The following is a 25,055-nucleotide window of genomic DNA, read 5'->3' as shown; positions in this document are numbered from 1 at the left end:
GAGCGGGCCCCGCTCACGCGTTCGCCACGATCACCACCAGGATCACGACCGCCAGGATCAGCAGCGCCACCTTCAGCCCCGTGGGCCACGGCTCCCCCGGGGGCGGCACGGGCGGCTGCGGCCGGGGCACCCCGGGCCCCGGGACCGCCACCGGGACGTTGAACACGTCGTGCCCCGTGAGCGCCGCCCGGTTGCACCAGGGGCACGCGGTCAGATGCGAGCCGAACGCGTGCAGCGGACGGGCCGGGCAGACCCGTACGAGCCCACGCTCCTTGTCCAGCGCGCGCAGCCACGCCTCCGCGTTCGGCCGGGTGTCGGGGTCGTGCACACCGGAGCCGAAGGCGGTGCGGGCCAATGCCAGGAGTTCGGGCGGGAGCACGGAGGGGTCGATGGTGCCGCGCGGCATGACGACCCGCTCGGGGCGCACGACGTAGGAGATGCTGGCGGCGATGTTGTCCTTGACGGTCGACTCGGAGGCGCTGTCGTGCGGGACGCCGCCGAAGGGGTGGTTCCCGGCGGTCAGCAGCTGGTAGACGAGGACCGCGAGGGCGAACTCGTCGGTGGCGCGGGTGGCGGGGCCGCCTGCCTGCCGCTCGGGCGAGGAGTAGTCGGTGGTGTGCATCAGACAGGGGAAGAGCTCCCCGGTCACCGGGTCCTTGAAGGCGATGGAGTCGCAGTCGAGGAAGGTGACGAAGCCGTTGGCGTCGACGACGACGTTGCTGCTGGAGAAGTCGCCGATGACGAGATCGTCGTAGTGCATGCGGGCCGTCATGAAGGCGAGGTTCCAGGCCACGCCGAGCAGGAAGCGCCAGTCGGCCCGGTCGCCGAACAGCTTGAGGCGCTGGGCGCGGGTGAACAGCCCGATCAGCTGCACGTGCTGGGGCTCGCCGAAGCGGCGCATCGCGTAGCCGAGGAACTCTCCCTGCGGGCCGCGCGCGAGCGCGGTCGGCCAGGCCAGCTCGGGCGGCTGGGAGGCGTCGGTGGGACGGGTCACCAGCGGTGACATGGTCAGCATCCGCTTCAGCCGCTGCTCCTCGTTGGGACCGGGCGGTTCGCGGTACAGCTTGACGACGATGCCGTCGTCGCCGACGACCGGGAAGACGGCCGCCTGGCCACCGCCCTTGAGGGGCAGTTCGGCGAGCGTGACCGGCTTGCCGTCCAGGAACACGGTGCGGCCGCTCATGGCCGCGCCTTGAGCACGGCCCGCAGCAGGGTCTTGTCGTCGGCGTTGAGCGCGGTGAGCCGGTCGGACCTGAGCAGGGTCCCGAGTCCCTCGTGGGCGCTCGCCGTCACCGGCCCCGGCACGTCCAGGGAGCGGAACACGGCCTCGGCGAACGAGGCGTTCGGGGACAGCGCGCCGCCCGCCGACCGGTTGAGCGCGGCCTGCGCCAGTCCGTCGGTGGACAGCAGCACCCCGTCGATCCCGTCGTCGCGGACGCAGTCGGTGTGCACCCAGCGGGCCGCGTCGGGCGAGGTGAGGAACACCGTCTCGTTGCTGTACTCGCTGGCCGCGGCCGGCTGCGGCAGCAGATGGAACTGCCGCTCACCGTCCTCCGTGCCGGCCCGCAGGACGACGAACCCGTCCCCCACGGACAGATGGCCGAGCCAGCCCCGCGCGAGCACGACCACGGTGAGCGTGGTCGCGAAGTCCGCCGCGTCGGGGCCGGTCCGGTCCAGGAACTCCTTGCAGACGTCGTGGAAGGCGTCCCGCAGGAGCTCGCGCACGGCGGGGCCGGGACCGCGGTCGGCCGCCGCGGCGGTCCGGTGCGCGAAGTGTTCGGTGGCCAGTTCCACCGCCAGCCGGGCCCCCTCCTCGGAGCGCGGCCTGCTGCCCGCGCCGTCGGCGACGGCCAGGACCGCCACGGACGGCGTCACCGTGTACGCGCAGGCGTCCTGGCAGGGCTGCCCCTGACGGCGGTGCCGGTATCCCTCGACGCTCATCCCGTGGATCCGCCACGGCGTCTCCCGCTCGTCGGCTGCGGTCATGAGTCAGGCATCCCATCGGATCATCGGTCACGATTCCCAGGCCGGGCGCTGCGTCTTGAACTGGCTGAAGATCTTCTCGAAGACCTCGTCGCCCGCGCCCTTCTGCTCGGCGTTGGCGCTCGCGGACATCATCTGGAGCAGTTCGCGGAACGGGAATCCCTGGAGCCGGGCGTTGAACTTCGGCGCGAACGACCTGAGCACCTGCTCGCCCCGGTCCGTGATGCCGCCGACGCCGATCGCGTACAGCCGGAAGCGGCGGGCCTGCTGCTCGTCGGCGAGCACCGGGATCAACCGGTGCCAGGAGTCGGTGAGATGACCCGTGGCGTCGGTGGGCACTCCGTCGGTGACGAGACAGATCTGCGGCCGGTAGTACTGGAGCCCGGAGGCGCGCAGTTCGGCCTTGCGGGCGGCGATGATGTTCATGGACAGTTCGAGGGCCTCGGTCATCAGGGTGACTCCGGCGGCGGCGAGCTGCGGCGGGTGGAACATGTGCGCCGGCACGAAGGGGCTCACCGGGGCTCCGGGGGCGAGGAGTTGGGGCCCGCGCCAGGCCGCGACGCCCTGGCCGCCGAAGGTGACCAGGGCGACCTCGACGCTGTAGCTGAGGCTGACGTCGTCGTGCAGTTCCCGGGTCCACTCCGCGAGCGCGTTGTTGAGCGTCTGGATGGGCGGGCCCGCCATGGAGCTGGAGATGTCGAGGCACAGGACGAGCGGCAGCCGCTGCGCGTTGTTCTCGAACTCGATGTCGGCGTACTCCGCCGGCAGGGTGGGCGGGTAGTCGCTGTGCATGGGGTTCTCTCCTGGTCTCAGGGCCGGGCGGCCTTGGCGTGCCGTCCGGGTGCGGGCGGGAACGCGTACAGGACGTCGGAGTCCCGCTCTCCCGCCTCGGTGACGTCGACGAGTCCGCCGGGCGCGGGCGGCGGGCGGTCCGGCTCGGCCCAGACCGCCCGGTGGAGCACGTGGTCCACCTCGACATAGCCCTGTGGGTGCAGTTCGGTGCGGACGACGGCGGCCCGGGCGGGGCCCGTCACGCCGCCGACCCGCCGTCCGTGGCTCCGGGCCGCCGGCGTGGCCCGCAGGCGGGTGGTGGCCTCGTCGGGCGGGTGCGTACGGGGACGGGCCGCGGCTTCGTCCGGCACGCGGGTACGGGTGGTGGCCTCGTCGGAGCGGTGGGCACGCGGACGTGCGGTGGGCTCGTCGGCCACGGGGGTACGGGGACGGGGGCGCGGGCGGGGCGTCGTGGTGGCCGGTACGGCGCCGACGCCCGGGGCGGCGAGTGAGCGCCGGGAGAGGCTCCCGACGGCGACGGACCGGGCGGACCGGCGGATCAGGACGAGCAGCAGGCCGAGCAGGAGGACGAGCACGGCGCACAGGACGGTGAGCACCTCGGTGGCGGTGTCCCACCCGGAGTCGCCGCTCCCCTCGGCGCCCGCGTCGCTCCCGTCGGCGCCGGCGTTCTGCCGGTCCTTGGCGGCGGTGGTCTCCGCCGTGGGGGTCGGGGCCGCGGAGGAGCCACTGCCCCGACCGCCGGCGGTGTACGTGTGCCGGGAGAGGTTCTCGGCCAGGCTCGCGTCGATCAGTTGGCGTCCGGTCAGCGCGCTCTTGCCGAGCCGGACGCACAGGTCCCTGGGGTTGCCGGTGTGGCAGGCCCCGAGGCCGGTCAGCTCCTTCACGGCCTCGGGCGTCAGCCGGTCGATGCGGGCGTCGTCCGCGACGAGTCTGCCCCTGCCGTCCGCCAGCACGAGGAGCGCCGATCCGCCCGGGCCGGTGTGGACGCCCGACGGCACCTCGACCAGGAGTCCGTAGCTCCGGGCCGCCAGTGCCTGTTCGTGCTCCTTGCGGCTGTCGGCCCTGCCGTCGAAGGGCAGGGTCCGGTCGAGCGTGACCCGGACCGTTCCCTCGTCGACCACGCCGGCCCAGCAGCCGAGGTGCTGTGCGAAGGTCGGCCCGCACGGCTCACCGGCCGCGGCGGGCACCGCGGGGGCGAACGCGGCCAGGAGTCCGGAAAGCATCAGGAAGGAAAGCCGCCGCATGAAAAAGACCCCCCGTGGCCTTACGAAAGAACACCCCCGTGGCCCTGAAAGGCACGCATCCATAGTGGCGGAAAACGGCGGTCGTCCGTAAGGGTTTGGGGAATGCCGCGGAATTCACTTCTACAACTCGAACACCTGATGGCATCGGGTGAACATCTGTCTCGCCCGTTCCACCCAATCGCTGGCCAAAGCATCGAAATCCGTTTGCGTCATGCGACAGGTCAGGGGAAGGTCGCACACGCCCGCGAGGCAGGGGCGCGGCCCCCGTACGTCCCAGACGGACAGCATGGGGTGGAGCTGTTCGGTGTTCCACGCGTTCGACGCGGCGGCGGCGAGGGCCAGTTGGTCCTTGCGCAGGAAATGCCCGTCGGTGGCGAAAGCGACCAGCAGTCTCTTGGTCGTCATGAACCGGACGGTAACCATCCGGCCCGTTTCCTCGATGTCGAATCGCATGGAGACGGAAACCGTGTCGGTCACGGTGTGGAAATTCCGTTTGGCCACCCAGTTCTGCACCAGCTGCCGCCAGTGCGTTCCGATTTCGAGGATCTCCCGGCCCCGGCCCGGAAAGGAGTCAGGCGTCGCCACGGCCCACCGCCTCGGCGACCATCGCGTCGGTCAGTCCGGCGTCGAGCAGCGCCTGGGCGTGCGAGAGCAGACAGGAGGGTACGGACACGCTGGTGCTCTCCTTGCGGCGCTTGATCAGATCCTGGGTGCGCACCTTGATGCTGTGGGCGACGGTGGGCGGCGGCCAGTCGGCCCGGCCGGGCTCGCGTTCCAGCAGCATGTCCAGGAGCCGGTCCAGCCGGGGCCGGTCCTCGGGGCGCTTGGCCAGACAGCGCGCGACCAGGTCCCGCATCGGCCCCGCGATGCCGTCGAGTCCGGGTTCCTCGAAGGCGACGCGGTAGCGGACGGCCTCCCCGCTGCCGTGCGGCGGCCGCCCCGTGAGCGCGTACACCAGGACTCCGCCGAGGGAGAAGACATCACTCTCCGGGCCCACCTCGGCCCCCCTGATCTGCTCGGGCGACATGAACGGCGGGGTGCCGACGACGACGCCGACCTGGGTGAGGCCCGGGGCGCCGTCCACCCGGGAGATCCCGAAGTCGATGACACGCGGCCCGTCCGCGGCGAGGAGCACGTTGGCCGGTTTGAGGTCCCGGTGCACCACGCGGGCCGCGTGGATGGCCTGGAGCGCCTCGACCAGGCCCGCGCCGAGCCGCCGCACCTGCGGCTCGGGCAGGGGTCCGTCGGCCTGGACCGCCTCGGCGAGCGAGGGGCCGGGCACGTACAGGGTGGCCAGCCACGGCAGTTCGGCCTCGGTGTCGGCGTCGACCACGGCCGCGGTGTAGGCGCCGCTGACGACCCGGGCCGCGGCGACCTCGCGCGCGAAGCGCTCCCGGAACTCGCCCTCCGCGGCCAGTTCGGGCCGCACCACCTTGACCGCGACCTCGCGCCCGGCGGGCGAGCGGCCGAGATACACCCATCCCATGCCACCGGAGCCGAGCCGGCCCACGATGCGGTACGGACCGATCTTCATGGGGTCACTGACAGGCGTACGCACCCCGCCCACCTCATTTCGGGGTTCAGTGCAGGATGTCAGGAGTGTCCCTCGAAATCCCCGCTTTTTCAGCCGTTCCGGCACGGGTGGGAGCATCGGGCACGAAAAAGCCGGGGTCCCGCACGGATGTGCGCGGAACCCCGGCGGGCGCGGTCACCGCGGCCGACGCCGCATCGGTCGCAGGTCAGGGCAACTCGGGTCGGCCGCGGAGTGGTTGAGGGCCTCAGCCCAGGCGCTGCACCAGGGCGCGGTACTCGTCCCACAGCTCCTTGGGCGTGTGATCGCCGAAGGTGTTGAGGTGGTCGGGGACCAGGGCGGCCTCCTCGCGCCAGACCTCCTTGTCGACCGTGAGCAGGAAGTCGAGGTCGGCGTCGGCCAGTTCGAGACCGTCGGTGTCGAGGGACTCACGGGTCGGCAGGACGCCGATCGGGGTCTCGACGCCCTCGGCCCTGCCGTCGAGGCGCTCGACGATCCACTTCAGGACACGGCTGTTCTCGCCGAAGCCGGGCCACACGAACTTGCCCGCGTCGTTCTTGCGGAACCAGTTCACGTAGTAGATCTTCGGGAGCTTCGCCTGGTCCTTGTCCTTGGCGACGTCGACCCAGTGGCCCATGTAGTCGCCCATGTTGTAGCCGCAGAACGGCAGCATGGCGAAGGGGTCGCGGCGCAGTTCGCCGACCTTGCCCTCGGCGGCGGCGGTCTTCTCGGAGGCCACGTTGGCGCCGAGGAAGACGCCGTGGTTCCAGTCGAAGGACTCGGTCACCAGCGGGACGGCCGTGGCGCGGCGGCCACCGAAGAGGATCGCCGAGATCGGGACGCCCTTGGGGTCCTCCCACTCCGGCGCGATGATCGGGCACTGCGAGGCGGGCACCGTGAAGCGGGCGTTGGGGTGCGCGGCGGGCGAACCGGACTCGGGCGTCCAGTCGTTGCCCTTCCAGTCGGTCAGGTGGGCCGGAGTCTCCTCCGTCATGCCCTCCCACCAGATGTCGTTGTCGTCGGTCAGCGCGACGTTGGTGAAGACGGAGTTGCCCCACAGCGTCTTCATCGCGTTGGCGTTGGTGTGCTCGCCGGTGCCGGGCGCGACGCCGAAGAAGCCGGCCTCGGGGTTGATCGCGTAGAGACGGCCGTCCTCGCCGAACCGCATCCAGGCGATGTCGTCACCGATGGTCTCGACCGTCCAGCCGGAGACCGTCGGCTCCAGCATGGCCAGGTTGGTCTTGCCGCAGGCGCTCGGGAAGGCGGCGGCCACGTACTTCGACTCGCCCTGCGGCGGCGTCAGCTTGAGGATCAGCATGTGCTCGGCGAGCCAGCCCTCGTCGCGCGCCATGACGGAGGCTATGCGCAGGGCGTAGCACTTCTTGCCGAGCAGGGCGTTGCCGCCGTAGCCGGAGCCGTACGACCAGATCTCACGGGTCTCGGGGAAGTGGGAGATGTACTTCGTGGAGTTGCACGGCCACGGCACATCGGCCTCGCCCTCGGCCAGCGGCGCTCCGAGCGTGTGCACTGCACGCACGAAGAAGCCGTCGGTGCCGAGCTCGTCCAGGACCGGCTGTCCCATACGGGTCATGGTGCGCATGGACACGGCGACGTAGGCGGAGTCGGTGATCTCGACGCCTATCGCGGACAGGTCCGAGCCGAGCGGGCCCATGCAGAACGGGACGACGTACATCGTCCGGCCGCGCATCGAGCCGCGGAAGACGCCCTGCTCGCCCCGGAAGATCTCCCGCATCTCGGCGGGGGCCTTCCAGTGGTTGGTCGGGCCCGCGTCCTGCTCCTTCTCGGAGCAGATGTACGTCCGGTCCTCGACCCGCGCGACATCGGTCGGGTCGGAGGCGGCGTAGTAGGAGTTGGGGCGCTTGATCGGGTCGAGCTTCTTGAAGGTGCCCTTGCGGACGAGCTCCTCGCTCAGTCGCTCGTACTCGGCCTCGGATCCGTCGCACCAGACCACACTGTCCGGCTCGGTCAGTTCGGCGATCTCGTTGACCCACGAGATCAGTTCTTTGTGGTTGGTCGGGACGGGAGCCGCGATGTCGCGCGCCACGATTGCTCCTAAATGAGGGGTTTGTTGTTGTGCCCCGTGGGGGCTGCGACCCGGATGCTTCTCGGTGGTTGGACCTCTGGCGCTCATCCGGTGCCGACCGCACTCATTTGATGATCGGACCGATCCGCGCATATGTCCAGAGAGCCTCACACCTGAGCGGAGTGAGCATCGCCACTTCCCGGAAGGTTTCCGCCCGCTCACTCCGGGTTCATCGTGGGTACCCCGGCGGCTCCCCCCGACGGGGTGAGATCATGGCCACTCTTGCGGTTCGCTTACGCGGCACTGATACGTAACTTACGGTTCCGTAGGTACGATTCGGCCCATGACTGCGTCCGTCCCCGACGCGCCCACGGACTCGCCGGCCGCCGGCCGCACGTCCGTCGCGCACTCCTTGTCGGAAGAGATCAAGCCCAAGCTCCGCGGCTGGCTGCACCTCGGCATGTTCCCGGCCGCCCTCGTCTCCGGACTGGTTCTCACCGCACTGGCGGACTCGACCCGCGGCCGCATCGCCTGCGGGGTCTTCGCCCTGACCGCCTGCCTCCTGTTCGGGGTCAGCGCCCTGTACCACCGCGGCGACTGGAGCCCGCGCATGGACGGCGTCCTGCGCAGACTCGACCACGCGAACATCTTCCTGATCATCGCGGGCACCTACACGCCGCTGACCCTGCTCCTGCTGCCCGACGCCAAGGGCCAGTGGCTCCTGTGGAGCATCTGGGCCGCCGCGGCGGCGGGCATCGTCTTCCGGGTGTTCTGGGTCGGCGCCCCGCGCTGGCTCTACACGCCCTGCTACATCGCCATGGGCTGGGCGGCCGTCTTCTTCCTGCCCGACTTCATGCGCACGGGCGGCATCGCCGTGCTCGTCCTGGTGATCGTCGGCGGGCTGCTCTACAGCGCGGGCGGAGTGATCTACGGGATCAAGCGGCCCAACCCGTCACCCCGCTGGTTCGGGTTCCACGAGGTCTTCCACTCCCTGACCCTCGCGGCCTTCATCGTCCACTACGTCGGCATCTCCCTGGTGGCCTACCAGCACGGCTGACCCCCCGACACCACCCCCTTCCCCCAGTGGCCGCGGCTCCCCAGCCGCGGCCACTGCTCGTTTTCACGCCCTGGGAGCCCCTTTCGATTGACAGCAACCATCTTTTGAAAGTTACTCTCATTTCATGGCGACTCTCACGCACGACGGCGCCGTTCGGCGCGACCCCCGCCGCTGGTGGGCCCTGGGGGCCCTGGTCGCGAGCATGCTGGTGCTCGGCTTCGACATGACGATCCTGAACGTGGCCCTGCCGACGATGGCCCGGGACCTCGGCGCGTCCACCGGTCAGCAGCAGTGGATGGCGGACGCCTACGTCGTCGTCTTCGCCTCGCTGATGCTTCCCGCGGGCCTGCTCGGCGACCGCTTCGGACGGCGCCGCATGCTCATCACCGGCCTCGCGGTCTTCCTCGCCGGCTCCCTGGCCGGTTCCCTCGTCGACGACGTCACCTGGGTGATCGTCGCCCGCGCCCTGATGGGCGTCGGCGGCGCGCTGGTGATGCCGCTCGCGCTCGCCGTGCTGCCCTCGCTGTTCGGACCCGACGAGCGCACCAGGGCGGTCGGCGCCGTCTCCGCCGCCTCGGCCCTCGGCCTGCCGCTCGGTCCGATCATCGGCGGCTGGCTCCTGAACCACTTCTGGTGGGGATCGGTGTTCCTGGTCAACGTGCCGATGGCCGCCATCGGCATCACCGCCTGCGTCCTCCTGCTGCCCGAGACCCGTGACCCCGCCGCACCACGGGTTGACGCCCTGTCCACCGCGCTCACGGCGGTCGGTCTCGGCGTCCTCGTCTACGCGATCATCGAGGCCCCGTCCCGCGGCTGGGGCGACCCGCTCGTCCTCGCCTGCTTCGCCGCCTCCGCCGCCCTGATCACCCTGCTCGTGGTCCGCGAACGCCGCAGCCCGCGTCCGATGCTGGACCTCGCCCTGCTCGGCCGGCGCGGCTTCCTGCTCAACACCCTCGCCGCGACGCTCGTCATGTTCGTCCTGTCCGGCCTGATGTTCGTGCTGCCGCAGTACCTCCAGGCGGTGCTCGGCCACGACGCCCTCGCGACCGGCGTACGGACGCTGCCGATGATGGGCGGGCTGCTGATCGCCTCCCGGGGCGCCCAGCCGCTGGTCGCCCGCTTCGGGGGACGCGGGGTGATCGGCGCGGGTCTCGTCGTCCTCGCCTTCGCCGCGTTCCTCGGCAGCCGTACGGCGGTCGGCGACGGGTACGGCGTCACCGCCCTGTGGCTCTCCGTCGCCGGTCTCGGCTTCGGCTTCGCCGTGGTGCCCGCGATGTCCGCCGCCCTCGGCACCCTCCCCCGCGACCGGGCCGGCAGCGGCTCCGGGCTGCTGATGACGGTCCGCCAGGTGGGCGGCGCGATCGGTATCGCCCTGCTCGGCTCCCTGCTGGCGAGCACCTACGCCGACCGCCTCGACACCTCCGCGCTGCCGCCGGCCGCCGTGCGGGCCGCCGACGGCTCGGTGGTCGGCGCCCATGTCGTCGCCGGACGGCTCGGCGACCGGGCCCTCGACGCCGCCGCGAACGCCGCGTACGTCCACGGCATGGACCTGGTCCTGCTGGTCAGCGGGGTCGCCGCGCTGGTCACCGCGCTGCTGGCGGCGGCGCTGCTGCCGAGCCCGCCCCGGTCCGCCCCCGCGTCCGAGGAGGGCACCGACATGGCACCGGCCACGGCCGATGCCGGACAATGAGACCCATGGCCGCCACCGCACAGAGTTCCACTCCCGCCGCGGAGCCCCAGCCCGGGCTCCGCGAGCGGAAGAAGATCAAAACCCGCATCGCGATCCGCGAGGCGACGTACCGGCTGATCGAGCGGCAGGGGTACGACGCCACCACGATCGAGCAGATCGCGGAGGCGGCCGAGGTCTCACCCTCCACGGTGTTCCGTTACTTCCCCACCAAGGAGGACATCGTCCTCACGGACGAGTACGACCCGCTGCTCGAACAGGAACTGCGCGAACGCCCCGCGGACGAGCCGTGGTTCGACTCCCTGCGGCATGTGCTCGGCAAGGCCGTGGGCCTCGGGGACTCCGAGGATCCCCAGGTCAGCCGGCTGCGGACCCGGCTGATGGTCGAGGTGCCCGCGGTGCGCTCCCGGATGATGGAGAGCGCGTCGGTCACCGGTCGCCTGCTGAGCCGGGCCATCGGCGAGCGCACCGGCCGCGACCCGGACAGCCTGGAGGTCCGTGTCTTCGCGATGTCCCTGATCGGCGGTCTCATGGAGACCTCGCTCTACTGGGCCGAGAACGGCCACCGGGACGACTTCGCCGGCCTCGTCGAACGAGCGGTGGACGTCCTGGAGCACGGTCTGCCGCCGCGAAACCCGGAGGCCACGCGGGCGCCCCGCGTGACATCCTGACCGGGTGAACGGACCGGAGATCCACATCGAATTCGCCCCCGAACTGGGGCTGTTCGTCCCGCACGCCCGCCGCTCGGGGGTGACTCCCGTCGGCACCGACGGCGTCTCCACGCTCGGCCATGTCGTCGAGTCGCTCGGCGTCCCGCTGACCGAGGTCGGCGCCCTGGTCGTCGACGGGCGGCAGGTGCCCTTCTCGCACATCCCGGCGGCCGAGGAGTCCGTGCGCGTCCGCGCCGTCGAACGCCCGCAGCGGGTGCCCGGCGCGCCGCTGCGCTTCCTCCTGGACGTCCATCTCGGCACCCTCGCCCGCCGGATGCGCCTGCTGGGCGTCGACACGGCGTACGAGTCCACCGACATCGGAGACCCGGCGCTCGCCGCCCGTTCGGCGGCCGAGCGGCGCGTCCTGCTCAGCCGCGACCGCGGGCTGCTGCGGCGCCGCGAGCTGTGGGCGGGCGGCTTCGTCTACAGCACCCAGCCCGACGACCAACTCCGGGACGTGCTGGGACGGTTCGCACCCGAGCTGAAGCCCTGGACACGCTGCACGGCGTGCAACGGACTGCTCGCCGAGGCCACCAAGGAGCAGGTCGCCGACCAGTTGGAGAGCGGCACCGAGCGGTCGTACGACGTCTTCGCGCAGTGCGCCGAGTGCGGGCGTGCCTACTGGAAGGGCGCGCACCACGACCGGCTGGAGACCGTCGTGGAACGCGCCCTCGCGGAGTTCGGGACCTGACGGACCGGCCGTCGGAGCCCGGCCGCCCGCCGTCCGCGCCTAACGTCTGATCAGATCCCTTGCTCCGCAGGCCAGTCCGTCCCGGTTGGGGTCGAGGCCGAGCGGGTCGTCCTTTCCGTTGATCCGCAGCCGTCCGTAGCCGTTCTCTTTCAGCCAGGCGCAGCGGGAGGCCGTCGTCCTCCTCACTCCGTCCGGGAAGACCGTGGGAACGCAGACGCCGACCGTGCCGTAGTGGCGGTCGCAGCCGGAGAGGGTGATGGACACCTTCTGCGAGGTCCGCTTCCCGCCGGCCCCGGTGACGGTGCCCGTCAGGGAGTCGGCGAAGGAGTGCACGTGCGCCGAGGCGGTGTCCGTGGCGAGCGCGGACGGACCCTGGAGGTGGACCCACCTGGCCACCGAGGGAACGCCGTTGGCGTCGACCGCGAAGAGCATGTACCAACCGGGCGGCGCCAGGTTCGGGTTGCTCGTCACATTGAGGTCGACGTTGTTCCCGTCCACGCTCAACGGCAGGTCCACGAACCGCTGGTTGGGGTCGGAGGAGTGCGTCACGGCCGCGGGCCGGATCAACTCGGCCTTCACGACGGGCCGGTCGACCGTGATGCGCTGCGTGTCCCCGTACACCCACTCGCCGTCGATCACCGAGGTGATCGTCGGACGGGTGCCCTTGAGGAGGTAGGGCGGGGTGTAGATCGACACGTCGTGGTTCCAGGTGCCGTTGCCCGGGTTGTCACCGGTGGCCATCACCCGGCCGTCCGGCAGCAGGAACGCCGAGGAGTGGTAGCCGCGGTCCTCCGGATCGGCGGCCACCGGGTCGAAGGTCGTGGTCGCCGGGTCGAAGATCGACGCCTCGCGGACCGGATCGGCGCGGTTGTGCAGGGCGCCGCCCGTCTCCAGGACCTTGCCGTCGGGCAGCAGCACCGCGGAGACGTACATCTTTCCCTGGGCTCCGGTCTCGGCCACCTGGCCGGCGCCGAGGTCCACCGTGCCCTGCGGGATCTGCGGACCCATCGTGTACGCCGGGTTGGCGGCCTTGAGGTCGATGATGTCGGTGAGCCGGCCCGCGTCCGGGTTCGAGTCGATGTTGCCGCCGCCGAGGGTGAGGACCTTCTGGTCCTGGGCCGGGGGCAGCAGCACGCTCGCGGACTGGTCGCGCTGGTCCTTGTTCTGGAGTCCGGGGATCGCGGTCGTGGTGTTGGCGTCGTAGTCGTAGACCGCCGAGCCGGTGCCCGGGGTGCCGTTGCCGAAGACATGGCTGCCCGAGTAGAAGAGCCGCCCGTCCTGCATCAGGATCATCGACGGGTACAGCCCCCAGAACGACCACGTCTGGTTGACCTGCCACAACGGCAGCCACTGCTGCTGGGCGTTCGACCAGCGCTCGGCGGTCACCGAGCCGGAGGAGTCCTCGCGCAGACCGCCGAACGAGATGATGTCGCCGTTGCCCAGCTCGGTCGCGGACGGATACCAGTGGCCGTCGTTGAGGTCGTTCGTCCTGCTGTACGTCTCGGTGACCGGGTCGAAGAGGTACGACTCCCTGTACCCCTCGTACCCGTGGCCGCCCGCGACCGGGAACGCCTTGTTGCCGCTGAGCACCAGCACCCGTCCGTCGGCCAGCTGGACGTGTCCGGAGCAGAACATGTCCTTGGGCGTCGGGATCACCTTGTACGAGCCGGTCGCCGGGTCGTAGACCGCCGAGGTGAACGTGCCCGCGTCGAAGTTCTCCTCGCTGTTGCCCGAGCCCGCGATCAGCAGCACCTTGCCGTTGTTGAGCACCACGGAGTGCATCGAGCGGACCGGGTTCTGCGTGGGCAGCACCGTCCACCTCCCGTTCGCGCACTCCTCGGCCGTGGCCGTGCAGGTGGCCGGCGGGATCGGATCGGAGACCTGCTCCATCGTGTAGTCGTCGGTGGTCGCCGAACCCGTGCCGTACACGGAGACGCCCCAGGTGATGCGGTCGGTGCCCGCCGGGACCGCCGGGGTGCGCACCGTCGCGGGCGCCCAGGCCGCCGACAGGTCCAGGGTCTTGAGGTCGGTCCAGTACTGCCAGCCGGCGGTGGTGTCGTGCCGGAACAGCGTGATCGCCGCGTCGGGGGTCGTCGTCTTGTAGAAGAGGCCGAGGTCGTACTGCCGGCCCGCGGTGACGACCGGCGCGCACGCGGTGGACTCGGTGATCAGCGCCTTGCGGTCGCCGTCGGCCCGGCGGGTCAGCGTGACCTTCATGGCCTTGGTGCCCGAGTGGGCGTCGGACACGGTCGCGAAGGCGAAGTCGTTGTCGCCCCAGCCGGACTTCTCCCAGCAGGACGGCATGCCGTCGGTGCCGGCGGTCTCGAAGCCGGGGTTGGTGACGAGGTTGGCGGCGGACGCGGGCTGCGGGGCCACCAGCAGCAGCCCGGCGGCCAGGCCCGTCACGGCCAGCAGCGCGGTTCTCCTTCGTGGTCCCACCCGGGACATCACGCGGCCCTCCCCGTCGTACGGCCGCCGTGCCGGCCGCTTCCACGGCGCGGCAGATACACCAGCGCCTCGGTCCCCGCGAAGCGCAGGACGAAGGTCGTCACCAGGGCCAGGGCCGTCGCGGACAGGGCGCCCATGCCGAGGTGGCCGACGAAGAACGCGATCAGCGGGATGCGCAGCACCAGGTCGGCGTTGGCGAGCAGCGCGAACCGGCCCGCCCGGTCCCACCCCTTGCGGTGCCTGCGGCGTTCCCGGAACAGCAGATGCTCGATGAGCAGGAAGTTCCAGGCCACGCCGAGCTGGTTGGCGAGGATCTCCGCCGGTACGTAGTGCAGTCCGGCGGCGGTGAGCGCGTACAGGCCGAGCAGGTTCGGCACGAAGCCGGTGGCGCCGAGCAGGCCGAAGACCACCATGCGGGCGGCCCGCGAGGCGGTGCGCAGTCCCACGAGGTGGCGCAGGAACCGCAGGCCCTCCGCCGCCGTCGACTTGGACTCGCCCGCGAAGCGGTCCTGGAAGACGAAGGGGACCTCGGTGACCTGACGGGGACGGCTGCGCACGGCGAGTTCGAGCAGGATCTTGTAGCCGAGCGGCCGCAGCGCCTCGGCGGTGACCGCGCTGCGCCGGATCGCGAAGAACCCGCTCATCGGGTCGCTGATGCCCCGCAGCGCGCGCGGGAAGAGGGCCTTGGTCAGCCAGGTCGCGGCGCGCGACACGGCGATCCGGTAGCCGCCCGCGAGTCCGGCCCTGCTGCCGCCCTCGACGTACCGGCTGGCGACCACGAGGCTCGCGTGCGTGCGCTCCCCCGAGGCGATCAACTCCGGTATCAGGGAGGGCGGATGCTGGCAGTCCCCGTCCATGACGACGATCCACTGGGAGCTCGCCGCCCTGAGTCCCTCGACCACCGCCCCGCCGAGCCCGCCCTCGGGCACCTCGCGGTGCAGGACGGTCACCGGGAACGGGCAGTCCCGGGCCGCCTGCTTGATCACCTCGGGGGTGTCGTCCGTGGAGTCGTCCACGAAGACCACCTCGCAGGGCAGCCCGGCCGGCACCGAGTCGGTGATCTGGTGCAGCAACTCCCTTATGTTCGCTGCCTCGTTGAAGGTCGGTACGACGACGGTGACGGCGCCGGGTTCGGGGATCGCGGCGACGCGTACCGCCGGATCGCCCAGTTCGCCCAGTCCGCCGGGGGCGGTGCTCTCGAAGCTGCTCATCGACTGCCTCCGGAACGGGCCGTGGTGGTGGTGTCCTTGCTGTCGCCGGTGTCGCCGGTGTCACCGCCGCCGTCGATCCGCCGGATCTCGATGCGGTCCTCGCCCGTGCCGAAGGTGGCGACGGCCGTGGAGTGCTCGATCGCGGCCCTCACGTTCGGCAGGTCGGGCGCGTCGCGCCGGACCGTCGGGGAGGCGACCACGTAGTCGAGGTCCCTCCAGCCGCGTGGCAGCGTCCTGGTGACCGCGGGGTCGAGGTCCGCCTTGTAGAACCAGATGGCGCCGAGGCCCGGCCGGTAGCCGTCGTGCACCAGGTCGAGCCAGAGCGCGTCGTCGACCAGGACCCGGGTGTCCGCGGGGTCCTTCACCTCGGTCCTGAGCCAGGAGGAGGCCGCCCGGTAGGGGGCGTTGGCGTCCGCGGTCACGGCGGTGCGGTCGCCGTCGTACCAGCGCGGCACGACGAGGGCGCAGGCGGCCACCGCCAGCGCGGCGGCCAGTCCCCGCCGCCCCCACGTCACATACGCCCGTTCCGCGTCCGTGCGCCGTCTGCGCAGCACGGCGTGGGCGACGCTCGCGGTGCCTCCGGCGAGGACGAGGGCGAGGAAGGGCAGCGCCTGGATGACGTACATCGCGGGCAGGTAGCCGTTCGGGCGCAGGGCCACCACGGCGAGGATCGCCACGGTGAGCGCGGGTCCGGCCAGGGCGCGCGCGGTCACCGACCAGCGGAAGGTGACCAGGAGCAGCAGGGCTCCGGCGAGCCCGCCGAGCGGCAGGATCTGGTCGTAGTACAGCCAGGAGTGCAGCACACCGTACGAGCCGGTGCCGTGCTCCAGGACGAAGCCCGAGCCGGGGCGGCTCATCTGGTAGGTGATGCCCTCCCACAGCGAGACATGCCCGCCGCCGGGGAGCAACTCGCCTTTGAGCAGGGCGAAGAGCGGGTAGGCGGCGCCGATCAGGACGCAGGCGGTGACGGCGCCGGTGAGCGCGAACTTGCGGGTGTCGCGATGGCTGTGCCGCCACATCGTGACGAACAGCGCGGGCAGGACGACCAGCATCGTCTCCTTGGTCAGCACGGCGGCGGCGGCCGCGAGGCCCGCGCCGAAGTGGTGCCAGAGGTGACGGCTCGGCGACGCGGCCAGGCAGAACGCGAGCAGCGTCCACATCACCGCGATGTTGTCGAGGAAGATCTCCCGCTGGAGCACGACCGAGAGCGGGGAGAGACCGAAGAGGACCATCGCGAGCCCGGCCGCCCAGCGCGGCAGGGACAGCCGCCGCGCCAGGACGTACAGCAGGACCGCGCTCACCGCGCTGATCACCAGCATCATCGGGCGCATCGAGCCGACCGTCATCAGCGACGGGCCGATGCGCGCGGGAATCCAGGTCACCAGGGCGATCTGGAGCCAGCCGAGCGGCGGGTGGTCGTACCAGTACGTGTAGTGGGCCAGGCCCCTGCCCTGCTGGACGGACCAGGCCTGGGCGAGGTAGGTGCCCTCGTCGTCGCTCAGGGCCGGATAGGCGGCGATGTTCCAGCCCTGCACGACGAGGATCGCCGCGAGCAGCACCGCGCACAGGACCAGATCGGGGCGCGAGCCGCGGAAGAGCGGGCCGGGAGGCGCGACGGGAACGCTTTCGGGCGCGGGAGGCCGCTGCGCGGGGACCGTGGGTGCGGTCGCCGCGGGAAGGGTGGAGGTCACGCGGGGACGTCCTCTCGGATCGCGTCGGTGAGATGCGCGCCGACATGACTGGTCAACTCCCAGTCGTTGCGCCCCCGTTGCTCACGCCAGACGGCGCGCACGGCGGCACCCGCGAGCAGCACCTGGTAGAAGGGACCGCCGGCGACCAGCTTCAGGTAGTGCACGGGGCGGACGCGCAGCCCGTACTGCTTGCCGAAGTCGTGCAGTCCGACGATCTCGAAGACGAAGGTCACCAGGGCGGTCACGGCGGGCAGGAAGGTGACGAAGGCGATCCCGACGGGCACGTCGAGGAAGAGCGCCACCGCCACGTTCAGCGGGATGATCACTCCGGAGAACGCCTGGAGATACGGCGTCATCAGCGTGTAGCGGGCGAGCAACCGCTGTCCGAAGCCGGGCAGTTGCTTCCAGTCGCGCTTGCGGTAGACCTGGAGGAAGCCCTGGTTCCACCGGGTGCGCTGTTTGAGCAGCGACATCAGGGAGCCGGGCGTCTCCTCCCTGGTCACCATGGCGGAGTCGTAGGCGACGACGACCTTCTTGCCGACGCTGGACAGCCGTACGCCCAGGTCGCAGTCCTCCGCGAGGCAGTCGGGGTCCCAGCCGCCGGCCTCCCGCAGGACCGCCGTCCGTACGAAGACGGTGTTGCCGCCGAGCGGGATGAACCCCTTCTGCGCGTGCAGGTGAAGGCGGGAGCGGAACCAGAAGAAGTACTCCAGGCAGTTGCGCAGGCTGTACCAGCTGGAGTGGAAGTCGATGAGCTGCACCCCGCCCTGGACGACGTCCGCTCCCGTCGTGCGGAACGCGTGCTCGACATGGGCGAGCAGCTCCGGATGGACCTGGTCCTCGGCGTCGAAGACCCCGACCACGTCGCCGCGGCAGTGCGGCAGGGCCGTGTTCATGGCCTTCGGCTTGTTCTTCCTCTCGTGGCGGTCGACGACGACCCGGACGCGCGGATCGCGCGCCTCGGCGCTCCGGGCCACCTCGGTGGTCTCCGGATCGTCGTGCCCCACGATGACGATGATCTCGAAGTCGGCGTGGCCGGATTCCAGCAGCCGCCGGATGGTGTGGTCGAGCACGGCCTGCTCGTGCCGCGCGGGGAGCAGCAGCGAGAAGGACAGGCCCTCACCCCCGTCCGGACTGGCGAACCGGGTGGAGGCGAGCACTTCGGGCGTACGCCACGCGTGCATCTGCCACCACAGGGTGAAGGCGGCCATCCAGAAGAGCGACAGAGAAACAGCAGCGATGAAGGCAGACGTGAGCACAGATCCCCCCAGATCCCCTAACCCCCGTCGTGACAGCGCGTAACGGCTGCCACGACCCCACGCAGAAGCTATGGGTGATCTGTGAAGGACACGGGTTGCCCCGATGAAGAGCGTGTTTCATCACGCTCGGTCAAATTGCCGAACAAACCGCCCTCTGGGGCCTTTGGACCGGTTGGGGGTTACGTGTTTCGGCCGTTCAGAGCCGCGCGAAGACGGTCGGGATCGGTCGTCGGGGCGTCACACGCGAAGTTACGGCAGACGTACGCGGCCGGCCTCCCGTCCACCAGGGGGCGCCCGGCGAGCAGCGGCAGCTCGTCACTGCCCGGTTCACCCACCGCCACCACGGTCCCCGGCGTGGTGCCCAGAAGTGCCGCCCGCCGCAGGGCCGTTGTATCGGGATCGTCCGTCCCGCCGACCACCGCGACCTCCCGGGGACCGTCGAGCAGCGCCTCGGCCACCGCGAGCCCCCAGCCGATGAAACGGGGCGCCCGGGGCCCGAGCGCCTTCACGACACCGAGCGCCCGCTCGGCGGCGGTGCGATGGGGTTCGGCGCCGGTCTGCGCGCTGTAGGAGAGCAGCGCCCCGGCCGCGGCGCTCCAGCCCGAGGGCGTGGCGTTGTCGGTGGGGTCCTGCGGCCGGCGGATCAGCCGCTCCGCGTCGGCGGCCGTGTCGTAGAGCGCACCCGACTCGGCGTCCGTGAACTGGGCGAGGACGTGGTCGAGCAGGAACCCGGCGAACTCCAGCCAGACCCCTTCCCCGGTCACGGACGTCAGCGCGAGGAAGCCCTCGGCGACGTCCGCGTAGTCCTCAAGGACCCCCGCGTGGGCGCCGGCCCGGCCGTCCTTGCTCGTACGGACCAGCCGCGCCCGGTCGTCCAGGTGCAGCCGTACGAGGAGGTCGGCGGCGCCGATCGCGGCCTCCACCAGGTCGGGGCGGCCGAAGTAGGCGCCGGTCTCCGCGAGGGCGGCCACCGCGAGCCCGTTCCAGGCGGCGACCACCTTGTCGTCGCGTCCGGGGGCCGGGCGCCCGGCCCGGGCCGCGAGCAGCCGCTCCCGCACGGAGGCGATCCGCTCCGCCTCGAAGACGCCCTCCTGCTGCGGAAGCTGGAGCACGGAGGCGCCCTCCTCGAAGGTGCCCTCCTCGGTGACCCCGAAGTACTGCGCGGCGAGTGCGGCGTCCTCCTCACCGAGCGCCTCGCGCAACTGCGCGGGCGTCCACACGTAGTAGGCGCCCTCGACGTGCCGGCCGCTGCCGTCGTCGCTGTCGGCGTCGAGCGCGGAGGCGAACCCGCCCTCGGTGGTGCGCAGTTCACGGACCATGAAGTCCGCGGTCTCCAGCGCGACCCGCCGCGCGAGCTCGGACCCGGTGGCCCGCCAGAGATGGGCGTAGGCCCGGCACAGGAGGGCGTTGTCATAGAGCATCTTCTCGAAGTGCGGGACCACCCACTCCCGGTCGACGGAGTAGCGGGCGAAGCCACCGCCGAGCTGGTCGTAGAGACCGCCGCGCGCCATCCGCTCGCAGGTGTCCACGGCCATCTGGAGGGCGCCCTCGGAGCCGGTCCTCGCGTGGTGGCGCAGCAGGAACTCGATCACCATGGACGGCGGGAACTTGGGCGCGCCGCCGAATCCGCCGCGCGCGGCGTCGTAGTCCCGGGTGAGCCCGAGCAGCGCTCCGGCCAGGTCCTCCTCGCCCGGCACCCGGCTGTCCCCGAAGGACATCTCCCGCTCGGCGAGATCCCGCGTGATCTTCCCCGCGACCTCGGCGACCTCGTCCCGCCGGTCCTTCCACGCGGTCGCCACGCCCTCCAGCACCTGGCCGAAGGACGCCATGCCGTGCCGGGGCTCGGGCGGGAAGTAGGTGCCGAAGTAGAAGGGCTCGGCGTCCGGGGTGAGGAACACGGTCATCGGCCAGCCGCCCTGCCCGGTCGCCGCCTGCACCGCCTCCATGTAGACGGCGTCGACGTCGGGCCGCTCCTCGCGGTCGACCTTGACGCTGACGAAGTGTTCGTTCAGATAGGCGGCGGTCGCCTCGTCCTCGAAGGACTCGTGTGCCATGACGTGACACCAGTGGCAGCTGCTGTACCCGACGCTCAGCAGAACGGGCCGGTTGCTTCTGCGGGCCTCGTCGAAGGCCTCGGCCGACCAGGGCCACCAGTCGACGGGGTTGTCGGCGTGCTGGAGCAGATACGGGGACGTCTCATGGGCCAGTCGGTTCACCCTGCCACTCTCCCACGGCGTCCGGTACGGCACGAATGATCGACGCCCCCTCGCGTTCGCGTCTTCGCCGAAGGACACTCGTAGGCCAGACAGTTGCTGCCGGAGGGGGACGTGACATGCGGGACGGCCATCGGGCGGAGGCCGAGCGGCTGTTGGTCCGGGCCGTCGAGGAGGAGGTACGCCGCTCAGGGGGGCGCGCGGACCGCGGCGCCCTGTTGTCTCGGGCGCGGGCCTCGCTCGACGCGATGGCGGAGACGGCCGCCGAGGAGTACACGGCGTACACCCGGGCGCTGGACGAGGCGGAGGAGGGACGGCAGACCTTCGGGCAGCGGTTCGCGCGCGAGGGATCCGGAACCGCGTTATGGGTGGCCGCCGTCGGCGCGCTCGCGGCCGTCGCCGCCGACCTCGCCCTCGGCACCGGCGCGGGCACGGCCGTGGGCACCGGAGCGACGGTGGCCGTGGCGGGCGCGACGGCCACCGTCCTCAAGGTGACGGCCTCGCACATGCCCGCCGAGAGCCGCCGTGCCGGAGCGCTCGGCCGGCCCGGCGGGCCCGAACAGCTGCGCCTCCAGTGGCTGACGGCCCTGGAGGTACGGGGCGTGCGCCCGTTCCTCGACCAGCAGCGGGTGCTCACCGCCACCACCGGCGCCAAGAAGGGCGCGCCCCAGCTGCGGCGCACCGACAAGAGCGCCGCGGCCCGCCGGCGCAGCGTGCTGGAGCACTCCTTCGGTCAACTTCCGGAGCGGGACGGCCCGTTCACCGGACGCCGGACCGAACTGTCGCGGATCGCGCAGTGGGTGCACGCGGCCCGGGCGAGCACGGAGACGAAACCGACGGTGGTGGTGCTGCACGGCGCGCCCGGCTCCGGGCGGAGCACCCTCGCGGTCCGCGCGGCGCACGCCCTCAAGGACCAGTTCCGCGGGGCCTGCGTGGTCGACCTGCGGGGCGACAGCCCGGACGATCCGCCGCTGCCCACCCGCGACGCGCTGCTCCATCTGCTGAACCGGCTGGGCGCCCCGCGCGAACAGCTCCTGTTCCGCGAGCGCGCCTCGCAGGACCAGCAGGTCAAACGGCTGGGCGAGCTGTACCACCAGCATCTGACGGGCCTGCCCGTGACGATCGTGCTGGACGACGCGAGCGACGCCGAGCAGGTGCGCACCCTGGTCCCCGAGCGCTCCGAGAGCCTGGTCCTGGTCACCGCGCGCAAGCCGCTCGACCTGCCGGCCGACCTCGCCGCCTGGGTGCACCAGCTCCCCGTGGACGTGCTGGACGCGGCGGGCTCCGAGGAGCTGCTGACCGCGGCGGCGCAGGACGCGTCGGGCCCGTACGACGCCGAATCCGCCGACCGGATCAGGGAGTTGTGCGGCGGCCTGCCGCTGGCCCTGCGGATCGCGGGCTCCTCGCTCGGCCCCCGCACTCCCCGCGCCCTGGCCGGCGACCTCGCGGCCTACGGCCCGGTGGAGCCCGTCGAGCGGGTGCTGTGGCTGCGCTACACCGACCAGTCGGACATGGCACGGCGGCTGCTGCGCAGGCTGGCCCTGGCCGGCCGGGCCTCGCTGGGCGCGGCCGCGGCGGCGTCGCTGCTCGCGACGGACGAACCCGAGGCCGTCCGTCATCTGACCGCCCTGTCCCGGGCGGGCCTGATCGACCATGTGCGCGGCAGCCGCTACCGCCTGCACGATCTCGTGCGGACGTTCGCCGGGGCCCGTCTCCTGGACGAGGAGGAGGCCTCGGAGCGCACGGCGGCGCAGGAACGCCTGATCGTGAACTACGCGGAGCTCGCCGACTCGGTGATCCGCCTGGTGGACGGCAAGACCTCGACGCGCGCCGACCAGTTCGGACCGCACGGCTTCACCTCGCTGGACGCCGCCCTGCGCTGGCTGGACGACGAGTCGAGCTTCATCACGGCGGCCCTGCGGCACGCGGAGGGGGTGGACCAGGCGGCGGTGCTCCATCTCCTGGGCGCCCTGTGCGACTACTGCCTGCTGCGCGGCGACCTGTACCGGCTGGGCGAGATCAGCGAGCTGACCCAGGCCGTCGACCAGGGGCTCCTGGTCCGCTCGGTGCAGTGGCGCACCGGTATCGCGGCCCGCCAGCTCGGCGAGCTGGACAAGGCGCGCACGACCCTCGCCGCGGTGGTGGACCTGTACTTCGAGGCCCATCACGACGCGGGGGCCGCCCGGGCGCTGTGCTCCCTCGGCATCACGCTGCACCACCAGGGCGGTCTCGTCGAGGCGGCGGCCAAGCTCCAGGAGGCCATGGATCTCCAGGCCTCACCCGAGCTGGCGGCCGACCGTGCCTGGACGATGCACGCGCTGGCGGCGGTGGAGCGCGACCGGTCCCGGCTCGGCCAGGCACTGGGCCTGCTCACCGAGTCCCTGGTGCTGCACCGCGAGAGCGGCTCGGTGCACGGCGAGGCCTGGGCCCACTTCCAGCTCGGCCAGCTGGGGCTGCGGATGGGTGACGTGCCGCGTGCCGAGCGTGAGCTGCGCGCGGCACTCGATCTGTACGGGCGGACGCGCGACGCCCGTGGCGAGGCCTGGGCGCTCACGCAGCTGGCCCGTGCCCGGCTCGTCGAGGGCGACGCGTCCGCGGCGGTCGACGGGCTGCGCCAGGCGGCCTCCCGGCACCGCGAGAACGAGGACGCGCGCGGCGAGGCATGGACGGTCTACTACCTGGGCCAGGCCCTGGAGGAGACCGGTGATCTGGACCGGGCGGTGCGCGAGCTGGAGCGCTCCCGGACGATGTTCTCGCGCATGCGGGACGTGTACGGACTGGCCTGCGCCCGCCATCACTCGGCCCGCGTGACCCGCGACCAGCGCGCGGCGCAGACGGGCTCGCTGCGCAACTCGGGATTCGCCCGGCAGCTCCTCGTCGACGCCCGCGCGGACTTCCAGCGCATCGGGGTGGCGCACGGCGAGGCGTGGACGTGCCTGGAGCTCGCCGTCGTCGACGCCGGCAACGCCCGTACCCAGCAGGCGCTGGACCTGTGCGACGAGGCCGTCGGGCTGTTCGCCTCGTACGGTGACCGCCGCGGGGAGGACTGGGCCCGCTTCCTGCGCTGCACGCTGCTGCCGTACGCGGCGCCGGGCGGCCACGAGGTGGGTGCCGCGGTGGCCGCCGAGGAGCTGGCGCAGCTCTCACGGGCCGGCCACGCCACCCGGGACGGCAGGCTGGACGGCTTCACCGAGGCGTATCAGCTGCTGCTGGAGCGCGGCGTGGACCTGGACGGCGGCTGGCAGGCCTGGCGTCTGGGCATGGTCCCGGACCGGCACGCCCGCGATGTGATGGGCGTACCGGTGACGACGTGAGCCGTGCCGGGGGTCGCTCAGCCCTTGGCCGGGCTGGGCTTGCCGCCGGAGGCGGAGCGGTCCGCGTCGGCGGGGCCCTCCGCCCCGGCCTCGGGGTCCTGCTCGAAGGTGACCTTGCCCATGTGGCGGTTCATGGACTTCATCAGACCCCAGACGGCCAGGGCCATCACCGCGAAGACGATGAAGCCGAGGACGCCGGGGGTGACCTTGTTCTCGTCGACCTCCTTGGCCAGGGGGACGAGGTGCGTCAGTGCCAGGCTTGCGCTCATGTCAGGCATTGTCGCGGATGCCCGCAAAGAGGTCGTCCTCGGGGAGGGATGTGTCCACGAGGGACTTCGCGAGCTCGTACTCCTCGGTCGGCCAGACCTCCCGCTGGATGTCCATGGGGACCTTGAACCAGCCGCCGTCGGGGTCGATCTGCGTGGCGTGCGCGATCAGCGCCTTGTCACGGATCTCGAAGAAGTCCGCGCACGGGACATGCGTGGTCAGCGTGCGTTCGGCGCGCTCGAACTCGCTCCAGCGCTTGAGCCAGTCCCCGTACGGCGACTCCATCCCGCGGTCCAGGAGCGCGTGGTGCAGCGCCTCGGTGCGCGGGCGGTTGAAGCCCTGGTTGTAGTACAGCTTCTGCGGCCCGAACGCCGGTCCGAACTCGGACTCCGGGTACTTCTCGGTGTCCGTCGCGCCCTCGAAGGCGACCATCGAGATCTTGTGGGTCATGATGTGGTCGGGGTGCGGGTAGCCACCGTTCTCGTCGTACGTGGTGATCACCTGCGGGCGGAACGAGCGGATCTGCTTGACCAGCTCGCCGGCCGCCTTGTCGATGTCCTCCAGGGCGAAGCAGCCCTCGGGCAGCGGCGGCAGCGGGTCGCCCTCGGGCAGGCCCGAGTCCACGAAGCCGAGCCACTCCTGCTTGACCCCGAGGATCTCGCGGGCCTCGTCCATCTCCTTCTTGCGCACCTCGTGGATGTTCTCCTCGATGTACGTGTCGCCCTGGAGCTTGGGATTGAGGATGGAGCCGCGCTCCCCACCCGTGCAGGTCACGACCAGCACGTCCACCCCCTCGGACACGTACTTCGCCATGGTGGCCGCGCCCTTGCTCGACTCGTCGTCGGGGTGGGCGTGCACGGCCATCAGTCGCAGCTGGTCAGTCAAGACTCAATCCTCGGTCAGTCGGCTGTCG

At 71.6% G+C, this 25,055-nt stretch carries 19 protein-coding genes; 5 read left to right on the top strand and 14 right to left on the bottom strand.

Annotated features, from left to right (window positions below):
- Positions 1-13 precede the first annotated feature (13 nt).
- The 7 genes from WJM95_RS20630 to WJM95_RS20600 form a co-directional block, all read right to left on the bottom strand.
- Positions 14-1,183, bottom strand: coding sequence for a hypothetical protein (locus tag WJM95_RS20630; RefSeq protein WP_339131163.1), 1,170 nt, complete (start codon positions 1,181-1,183; stop codon positions 14-16).
- Positions 1,180-1,986, bottom strand: a complete 807-nt coding sequence (locus WJM95_RS20625) for a PP2C family serine/threonine-protein phosphatase (protein WP_339131162.1) — start codon at positions 1,984-1,986, stop codon at positions 1,180-1,182. Before WJM95_RS20625 ends, WJM95_RS20630 begins: the two co-directional genes overlap by 4 nt.
- Before the next feature lie 27 nt (positions 1,987-2,013).
- The gene (locus WJM95_RS20620; protein WP_339131161.1) at positions 2,014-2,775 is read right to left on the bottom strand and encodes a hypothetical protein; all 762 of its coding nucleotides are present in this window, start codon (positions 2,773-2,775) and stop codon (positions 2,014-2,016) included.
- A 17-nt stretch (positions 2,776-2,792) separates the two neighbouring features.
- Entirely contained in the window at positions 2,793-4,019 is a 1,227-nt protein-coding gene (locus WJM95_RS20615; protein ID WP_339131160.1) for a hypothetical protein, read from the bottom strand.
- Positions 4,020-4,139: 120 nt separating this feature from the next.
- Entirely contained in the window at positions 4,140-4,604 is a 465-nt protein-coding gene (locus WJM95_RS20610; RefSeq protein ID WP_339131159.1) for a hypothetical protein, read from the bottom strand.
- Entirely contained in the window at positions 4,591-5,553 is a 963-nt protein-coding gene (locus WJM95_RS20605; protein WP_339131158.1) for a serine/threonine-protein kinase, read from the bottom strand. The genes WJM95_RS20610 and WJM95_RS20605 overlap by 14 nt, the downstream gene beginning before the upstream one ends.
- 244 nt (positions 5,554-5,797) lie before the next feature.
- Positions 5,798-7,615, bottom strand: coding sequence for a phosphoenolpyruvate carboxykinase (GTP) (locus WJM95_RS20600; RefSeq protein ID WP_339131157.1), 1,818 nt, complete (start codon positions 7,613-7,615; stop codon positions 5,798-5,800).
- 322 nt (positions 7,616-7,937) lie between these two features.
- Between WJM95_RS20600 and WJM95_RS20595 the strand changes: the two genes are divergently transcribed.
- The 4 genes from WJM95_RS20595 to WJM95_RS20580 all read left to right on the top strand — a co-directional run bounded on the left by WJM95_RS20595 (position 7,938) and on the right by WJM95_RS20580 (position 11,739).
- Positions 7,938-8,651, top strand: coding sequence for a hemolysin III family protein (locus tag WJM95_RS20595; protein WP_339131156.1), 714 nt, complete (start codon positions 7,938-7,940; stop codon positions 8,649-8,651).
- Positions 8,652-8,775: 124 nt separating this feature from the next.
- A complete protein-coding gene (locus WJM95_RS20590; protein WP_339131155.1) occupies positions 8,776-10,341 on the top strand; it encodes an MFS transporter in 1,566 nt (521 codons plus the stop codon).
- Between the two features lie 5 nt (positions 10,342-10,346).
- Positions 10,347-11,009, top strand: coding sequence for a TetR family transcriptional regulator (locus WJM95_RS20585; protein WP_339131154.1), 663 nt, complete (start codon positions 10,347-10,349; stop codon positions 11,007-11,009).
- Between the two features lie 4 nt (positions 11,010-11,013).
- Entirely contained in the window at positions 11,014-11,739 is a 726-nt protein-coding gene (locus tag WJM95_RS20580) for a Mut7-C RNAse domain-containing protein (protein WP_339131153.1), read from the top strand.
- A 39-nt stretch (positions 11,740-11,778) separates the two neighbouring features.
- Here the strand turns inward: WJM95_RS20580 and WJM95_RS20575 are convergent, their stop codons facing one another.
- From WJM95_RS20575 to WJM95_RS20555, 5 genes are all read right to left on the bottom strand, one after another.
- On the bottom strand, positions 11,779-14,187 hold the full coding sequence (locus WJM95_RS20575) for a galactose oxidase early set domain-containing protein (protein WP_339135721.1): 2,409 nt from the start codon (positions 14,185-14,187) through the stop codon (positions 11,779-11,781).
- On the bottom strand, positions 14,187-15,398 hold the full coding sequence (locus tag WJM95_RS20570; protein ID WP_339131152.1) for a glycosyltransferase family 2 protein: 1,212 nt from the start codon (positions 15,396-15,398) through the stop codon (positions 14,187-14,189). The genes WJM95_RS20575 and WJM95_RS20570 overlap by 1 nt, the downstream gene beginning before the upstream one ends.
- The gene (locus WJM95_RS20565) at positions 15,395-17,089 is read right to left on the bottom strand and encodes a phospholipid carrier-dependent glycosyltransferase (protein WP_339131151.1); all 1,695 of its coding nucleotides are present in this window, start codon (positions 17,087-17,089) and stop codon (positions 15,395-15,397) included. The genes WJM95_RS20570 and WJM95_RS20565 overlap by 4 nt, the downstream gene beginning before the upstream one ends.
- Positions 17,086-18,348 (bottom strand): glycosyltransferase, encoded by a 1,263-nt coding sequence (locus WJM95_RS20560; RefSeq protein ID WP_339131150.1) that lies wholly within the window; start codon positions 18,346-18,348, stop codon positions 17,086-17,088. The genes WJM95_RS20565 and WJM95_RS20560 overlap by 4 nt, the downstream gene beginning before the upstream one ends.
- Before the next feature lie 179 nt (positions 18,349-18,527).
- A complete protein-coding gene (locus WJM95_RS20555) occupies positions 18,528-20,564 on the bottom strand; it encodes a thioredoxin domain-containing protein (protein WP_339131149.1) in 2,037 nt (678 codons plus the stop codon).
- A 116-nt stretch (positions 20,565-20,680) separates the two neighbouring features.
- On the opposite strand from WJM95_RS20555, the gene WJM95_RS20550 reads away from it, so the two are divergent.
- Positions 20,681-23,875, top strand: a complete 3,195-nt coding sequence (locus tag WJM95_RS20550) for a tetratricopeptide repeat protein (protein ID WP_339131148.1) — start codon at positions 20,681-20,683, stop codon at positions 23,873-23,875.
- Between the two features lie 17 nt (positions 23,876-23,892).
- On the opposite strand, the gene WJM95_RS20545 is transcribed toward WJM95_RS20550, so the two are convergent.
- Positions 23,893-24,153 (bottom strand): hypothetical protein, encoded by a 261-nt coding sequence (locus WJM95_RS20545; RefSeq protein ID WP_339131147.1) that lies wholly within the window; start codon positions 24,151-24,153, stop codon positions 23,893-23,895.
- Positions 24,146-25,006, bottom strand: a complete 861-nt coding sequence (mca, locus tag WJM95_RS20540; protein WP_339135719.1) for a mycothiol conjugate amidase Mca — start codon at positions 25,004-25,006, stop codon at positions 24,146-24,148. The genes WJM95_RS20545 and mca overlap by 8 nt, the downstream gene beginning before the upstream one ends.
- Between the last annotated feature and the right edge of the window lie 49 nt (positions 25,007-25,055).

It is taken from the genome of Streptomyces sp. f51, assembly GCF_037940415.1.
Classification (GTDB): Bacteria; Actinomycetota; Actinomycetes; order Streptomycetales; family Streptomycetaceae; genus Streptomyces.
This window is presented reverse-complemented; position numbering and strand designations above follow the sequence as displayed.